The sequence below is a fragment of the Methylobacterium sp. UNC300MFChir4.1 genome (assembly GCF_900110155.1).
In the GTDB taxonomy this organism is placed as follows: Bacteria; Pseudomonadota; Alphaproteobacteria; order Rhizobiales; family Beijerinckiaceae; genus Methylobacterium.
Genome location: NZ_FOCS01000058.1, coordinates 1 through 7,199, shown reverse-complemented (window position 1 = coordinate 7,199; position 7,199 = coordinate 1). Strand labels below are relative to the sequence as shown.

Annotated in this window: 2 protein-coding genes; both read right to left on the bottom strand. The window is 78.0% G+C overall.

Translation table 11 applies throughout. From position 1 onward, the window contains the following. Positions 1-2,861, bottom strand: a 2,861-nt coding sequence (locus BMY19_RS30050) for an amino acid adenylation domain-containing protein (protein ID WP_139215754.1), incomplete at its 3' end; no start/stop codon positions are given. Further along, positions 2,858-7,199, bottom strand: a 4,342-nt coding sequence (locus BMY19_RS30045; protein WP_139215753.1) for a non-ribosomal peptide synthetase, incomplete at its 5' end; no start/stop codon positions are given. The genes BMY19_RS30050 and BMY19_RS30045, both read right to left, overlap by 4 nt.

Below are 7,199 nucleotides of genomic sequence, written 5' to 3'. Positions count from 1 at the left end.
GGCACCGCGTAGGCCACGAGCCGCGCGGGGCCGTCGGGTCTGCGGCGGGCGAGGACGGCGGCCTGGGCGATGCCGGGTTGCGCGCGCAGGGCGGCGGCGACCTCGCCGGGCTCGACGCGCTGGCCGCGGATCTTGACCTGCTCGTCGGCGCGTCCGCGGTAGTCGAGGGCGCCGTCGGGGCGGCGGGCGGCGCGGTCTCCGGTGCGGTAGAGGCGCGCGCCGGGCCTTCCGAACGGGTCGGGCACGAAGCGCTCGGCGGTCAGGCCGGGGCGTCCGAGATAGCCGCGGGCGAGGCCGGTGCCGCCGATGTAGAGCTCGCCCACCACCCCCACCGGCACCGGGTGCAGCGCGTCGTCGAGGATCCAGGCCGTCCGGTCGCCCACCGGGCTGCCGATCGGCGCGTAGGGCGTGTCGCAGGTCGTGCCGGCGGGGACCTTCCAGACGAGCGGCGTCACCACGGTCTCGGTCGGCCCGTAGCCGTTGATGAGGCGGCGCGGCCCGAGGGCGCGGTTGACGCGCGCGAGCTCGTCGCGCGGCATCGCCTCGCCGCCGAAGGAGAGCAGGTCGAGGGTCGGCGCGCCGCCCTCCTGCTCGGCCCAGCGCGTCAGTTCCCGGACGTAGCTCGGCGGGAAGCCGGCATTCGTCACGCCGTGCCGGCGGAACGCCGCGAACACCTCCGCCGGCGACCAGAGCGCGTCGTCGCGGAGCACGAGGCTGGCGCCGCAGGCGAGCGCCGTCAGCCAGCGCTCGTGCCCGCCGTCGAAGTTGAAGGTGATGAAGTGGAACTCGCGGGCGTCCGCGTCCATCTCGTAGAGCGGCGCGGTCGCGCGGACGTGCATCGCGAGCGGGCCGTGCGCGACCGCCACCGCCTTCGGCTTCCCCGTCGAGCCGGAGGTGTAGATCAGGTAGGCGAGGTTCTCCGGGTGGAGCGCCACCGGGGGTGGAGGCCCCGCGCCCGCGTCCGGCGCGTCCGCGTCGATCAGGATCCGCGGGACCGCGGCCGGCCCGCGGCCGGCATGGGCGCGATCCGTGACGAGGACGCGCGCGCCGCTGTCGGCGACCATCGCGGCGATCCGCGCGTCCGGCAGGTCGAGCCCGAGCGGCAGGTAGGCGCCACCCGCCTTGAGCACGCCGAGATAGGCGGCGAGCAGGCCGGGCGAGCGGGGCAGCATCACGGCGACGACCGTGTCCGGGCCGATGCCGGCCTCGGCGAGACGGTGCGCGAGGCGGTTCGCCTCGGCGTCCAGCGCGCCGCGGCTCGTGGCGCGATCGGCGAAGATCACCGCGGTCCGTTCGGGGTCCGTGCGCGCGAACCCCGCGATGGTCACGTGAACGGGCTGCCCGTCGACCTCGGACGGCGCGGAGGGCGGGTTCAGCCGCGCGATCTCGCCCGGTGTGAGCAGGGGCGCCCCGTGGATCGGCGCGTCCGGCGCCGTGACGAGGCTGCCCAGCAGGGTCAGGAAATGGTCGCGCCAGCGCGCGACGGTGGCCGCGTCGAACAGGTCGCGGGCGTAGGTGAGGTGCGCGGTGAAGCCGCCCTGCGCGTCCTCCAGCGTGGTCAGGCCGAGATCCACGTGGGCGCTGCCGGTGGCGCGGGGGACGCGCTCGACCGACAGGTCGCCGAGGCGGATCGTGGCGAGCGGGCGCTCCTGCAGGTGCTGGGCGATCGCCTGGAACAGGGGATTGCGGCCCGGATGCCGGTCGGGGCTCAGGGCGCTCACGAGGCGCTCGAACGGCACGGATTGATGGGCCTGGGCCTCCACGAGGAGCGCCCGCGTCGCCTCCACGCACGCGGCGAAGCTGTCCAGCGGGTCGAACGCGAAGGGCAGGACCAGGGTGTTGGCGAAGCTGCCGATCACGCCCGCGGTCTCGGGCCGGGTGCGGTTCGCCACCGGCACGCCCAGGCGGAGAGCGCGGTCGCCGCCGAGGCGCTGGAGCAGGATCGCGAAGCCGGCGGCGAGGACGTGGAACGCGGTCGCGCCGCCGCGGCGGGCCAGGGCGCGGACGCCCGCCGCGGTCGCGGGCGGCAGCGGGAAGGTCAGCGTCTCCCCCGTGAAACTGGGCACGTCGGGGCGCGGCCGGTCGGCGGGCAGGGCGAGGACGGGGTGCTCCGTGCCGAGGAGGTCCGTCCAGAACCCGAGGCTCGCGGCCTGGGCGCCCGCGTCCAGCATCCGCGCCTGCCAGGCGGCGTAATCCGCGTAGGTGATGGCGGGGGCCGCGCTCTCCGGCGCGTCGGATCCGTAGCCGGTGGCGACCGCGTCGATCAGCAGGTCCATCGACACGGCGTCGCCGACGATGTGGTGCAGGGTCAGGAAGACGACGTGCCGGTCCGGCGCCTCGCGCACCAGGGCGGCGCGCAGCAGGGGCCCGCGCGCGAGGTCGAAGGGCGCCCGCTCGACGGCCGCCTCGATCGCGGCGCGGCGCGCCCGCGCCTCGGCCGCGTCGCAGCCGGTCAGGTCGTGGCGGGCCATCGCGAACGTGCCCGCCGGGTCGACCTGCTGCACCGGCTCCCCGTCGCGCAGGGGGAAGCGCGCGCGCAGGCCCGCGTGACGGGCGACGGCGCCGGCGAACGCCCGGTCCAGCGCCTCGGGGTCGAGCGGACCGGTCAGGCGCAGCGCGCCGACGATGTGATAGGCGGGGCTCTCCGGGTCGAGCTGCCAGAGGAGCCAGAACCGGCGCTGCGCGTCGGAGAGCGGTCCCGCGTCGCCGCCCTTCGCGGGCAGGATCGGCAGGCGGTCCGCGTCGAGGCCGCGCGCGGCGAGGTCCTGCACGAACCGGCGGCGCTTGCCGTCGGGCAGCGCGGAGAAGCGCGCCGCCAGGGCGCGCAGTTGGTCGTCCCGCGAGGGGCCGGTGTCGGTCATTCGGCGTGTTCCAGCGCGTCGAGGAGGTCGCTCATCGCGTCGATGTCGGCGTCCGCGCCGCCCGCGTCCCGGCCGTCGATCGCGACCGCGAGATCCGCCAGGGTGCGCGCTTCGAAGACGGCGCGCAGGGGCAGGGCGATGCCGTGCGCCTCGCTCAGGCGCGCGACGACCCGGGCGACGAGGAGCGAGTGCCCGCCCAGGGCGAAGAAGTTGTCGCCGCGCCCGACCGAGGGGAGGTTCAGCACCTCGGCCCAGACAGCGGCGAGGCGGCGCTCCGTCCCGGTCCGCGGCGGGTCGGCGGCCGGGTCGGCGACCGGCTCCGGCGCCGGCAGGGCGGCGCGGTCGACCTTGCCGTTGGGGGTCAGCGGCAGGGCATCGAGCGTCACGATGGCCGCGGGCACCATCGCGTCCGGCAGCGTCGCGGCGAGCGCCCGGCGCAGCTCCGCGGGGTCGAGCGCCGCCCCGGGGCCGGGGACGACGTGGGCCACCAGCCGCGCGTCGCCGGGCCGGTCCTGCCGCGCGGTCACGACGGCCTGCGCGACGCCGGGTTGCGCGATCAGCGCCGCCTCGACCTCGCCGGGCTCGATGCGCACGCCGCGGATCTTCACTTGGTGGTCGACGCGGCCGCGGTAGTCGAGGGCCCCGTCCGCGCGCCAGCGCGCCCGGTCGCCGGTCCGGTACATGCGCGCGCCGGGCGGCCCGAAGGGGCAGGGGACGAAGCGCTCGGCCGTGAGCCCCGGCCGCCCGAGATACCCGCGGGCGAGCCCGGCGCCCGCGAGGTAGAGTTCGCCGGCCGTGCCCGGCGGGACCGGCCGCAGGCCGCCGTCGAGGATGTAGGCCTGCGTGTTCCACAGGGGCGCGCCGATCGTGACGGCCTCCGCGCCGGGCACGATCTCGGCCGCCGTGGACCAGATCGTGGTCTCGGTCGGGCCGTAGAGGTTGGTCACCCGCGCCGCCCGCGCGCTCAGGGCGCCCGCGAGGTCGGGCGGCAGCGCCTCGCCGCCCACCAGCACCCGCACGCCGCGCAGGGCGTCCGTCTCCGCGAGACCGCGCCACAGCGTCGGCGTGGCCTGCATCAGCGTGATGCCCGCCTCGCGGACGAGCCGCGCCAGACGCCCGGGATCGAGCACGTCGTCCCGCCCGGCCAGCACCACGCGCGCGCCGCGGAGGAGCGGCCCGAACAGTTCGAGGCCCGCGATGTCGAAGCCGACCGTGGTGACGGCGAGCAGCCGGTCCGCCGGCGTCACGCCGAGGCGATCGACGAGGTCGTGCAGCAGGTTGGTCAGGCCGGCATGCGGGACCACGACCCCCTTGGGCCGGCCCGTGGAGCCGGACGTGTAGATCACGTAGGCGGGATGGGCCGGCACGAGCGGGCGCGCCCGGTCCCGGTCGGTCGGCGCGCGGGCCGGCGCGGCCGCGAGCGCCGCGCGCCCGTCCGGGGCGTCGAGCACCAGGGCGGGCAGGCCGTCCGGCCGCGGCCACGCGTCGACGGTCACGAGGCCGGCGGGCCGGGCATCGGCCAGCATGAGGGCGAGCCGCTCCGCGGGGTAGCCCGGGTCGAGGGGCAGGTAGGCCGCCCCGGCCTTGAGCACGCCCAGCAGCGCCGCGACGAGGTCCGGCCCGCGCGGCAGCGCCACCGCCACGATGTCCTCCGGTCCGATCCCGCGGGCGATGAGCGCGTGGGCGATCCGGTTGGCGCGGGCCTCGAGCTCCGCGTAGCGCAGCACCTCCGAACCGGCCACCAGGGCGACGGCCTCCGGCGTGCGGGCCGCCTGAGCGGCGACGAGCGCCGGCAGGGTCTCGGGCGGCACCGCCCGCGCCGTCGCGTTCCAGTCCGTCAGGACCTGCCGCCGCTCGCCGGCCTCGAACAGGTCGAGATCCCCGATTGCCCGGTCCGGCGCGGCCGTCAGGGCCGCGAGCAGCCGCGCGAACCGGTCCGCGAGGCGGGTCGCGCCGGCTTCTTCGAAGAGGTCCGTGGCGTATTCGAGGTGGCCGACGACGCCCGCCTCCGTCCCGTCGGCCCCGCGCCGCTCGACGAGGTCGAAGGCGAGGTCGAACCGCGCGGCCCCGGCGCCGACCGGATCCGGGACGGCGCGCAGGCCGGCCAGATCGAACGAATCCGGCACGCCGTCCTGAAGCGCCAGCATGACCTGGAACAGGGGATGGCGCGCGAGCGAGCGCGGCGGGTTCAGCACCTCCACGAGGCGCTCGAAGGGCACGTCCTGGTGCGCGTAGGCCTCGAGCGCGACGGCGCGGGCCCGCCCCACGAGGTCGCGCCCGCTCGGGTCGCCGGACGTGTCGGTCCGCAGCACCAGCGTGTTGACGAAGCAGCCGACGAGGCCGTCGAGGGCCTCGTCCGTGCGGCCCGCGATCGGGCTCCCGAGCGGGATGTCCTCGCCCGCGCCCAGGCGGGTCAGGAGCGCCGACAGGCCGGCCTGGAGCACCATGAAGAGGCTCGCCCGCTCGCGCCGCGCGAGATCCGCCAGCGCGCGGTGGAGATCCGGCCCGAGGGCGAGGGGCACGCGCCGCCCGCGGTGGCTCGCCGTCGCCGGGCGCGGCCGGTCGGTGGGCAGCGCGAGGCCTTCGGGCAGCCCCGCGAGCTGCGCGCGCCAGTAGCCGATCTCGCGGGCGATCAGGCTGTCCGGGTCGGCCTCGTCGCCGAGACGGTCGCGCTGCCAGAGCGCGTAGTCCGCGTACTGCACCGGCAGGGCCGGGCGCTCCGGCGCCGCGCCGCGGCGGCGCGCCGCGTAGGCCGCCGCGAGATCGCGCATCAGCGGAGTCAGCGACCAGCCGTCGGCGGCGACGTGGTGGATCAGGAGGAGGAGCCCGTGCGCGTCCGGGCCGAACCGGTACAGCCGCGCGCGGATCGGCAGGTCGACGGCCAGGTCGAAGGGCGCGCGCGCCGCCGCGGACAGCGCCTCCGGCCACGATTCCGGGTCCGCCGCGCACAGGCCGAGGCCGGGCCGCGCCGCGTCGGGCGGCAGGACCTGCTGCGCCGGCGCCCCGTCGATCGCGACGATGCGGGTCCGCAGGCTCTCGTGGCGCGCCACCACGTCGGCGAGGGCCGCGCGCAGCGCGTCGGCGTCCAGCGGGCCTGTGAGGCGGAGCGCGATCGGGATGGTGTAGGGATGCGCGCCGTCGATCCGCGACAGCAGCCACATCCGGGTCTGGGCCGCGGAGAGCGGGACGACATCCGGCCGCGGGCGCGCGCCGAGGGGTAGGCGCGCGGGGCCGGCGCGTCCTGCCGCGTCGCCGCCGACCGCGGCGATCCACCCGCTCAGCGCCGCGACCGTCGGGGCCTCGAACACGGCGCGCAGCGGCAGCTCGACGCCGAGCGCCGCGCGCAGCCGGCTGACGAGGCGCGTGGCGAGCAGCGAGTGGCCGCCGAGGTCGAAGAAGCCGTCGTCGATCCCGACCCCGTCGAGGCCGAGCACCTGCGCGAAGGCCTGCGCCACGGCCGCCTCCCGCGCGGTGCGCGGCCCGCGCCGGTCCGCGCCCGCCCAGTCGGGTTCGGGGAGCCGTCCTGGGTCGAGCTTCCCGTTGGCGGAGACCGGCAGGGCGGGCAGGGCGAGGATGCGGGCGGGGCGCAGCGCGTCGGGCAGCGTGTCGGCCAGGGCCCGCTGCAGCGCGGGCTCGTCGAGCGCGCCGCCGGCCGCCGGCACCGCGTAGCCCACCAGCCGCAGCCCCCCGTCCGGACCGGGACGGGCGACCACCGCCGCCTCGGCCACGCCCGGCAGCGCCCGCAGCGCGGCGGCCGCCTCGCCCGGCTCCACGCGCTGGCCGCGGATCTTGACCTGATCGTCCGCCCGCCCGCGGTAGTCGAGCTGCCCGTCCGCCCGCCACGCCGCCCGGTCGCCGGTGCGGTACAGCCGCGCCCCGGCCGGCGCGCCGCCGCGCCCGGCCTCCGGGTCGGGCACGAACCGCGCGGCGGTCAGGCCGGGCTGGCCGCGGTAGCCCCGGGCGAGGCCGAGGCCGCCGATGTAGAGCTCGCCGACCACGCCGACCGGCACCGGGTGGAGGGCGTCGTCGAGGACGTGCAGGCGCAGGTTGGCGATGGGCGCGCCGATCGGCACGCGCGGCCCGGGGGCGGGCCCATCTGCGCAGGCGCTGTCGCAGGCGCCGTCGCAGGCGCCGTCCCAGGCTGCGACATCGCAGGCGGTGACGTCGATGGCGGCCTCGGCGGGTCCGTAGAGGTTGTGCACCCGCGCGCCGGTGCGGGCGGCGACGGCGCGGGCGAGGTCGGGCGGCAGGGCCTCGCCGCTGGCGACCAGTCGGGTGAGGCTGGCGGTGTCGTCGAGGGCGCCGGCGGCGAGGGCGGCCGAGAGCTGGGCGGGCACG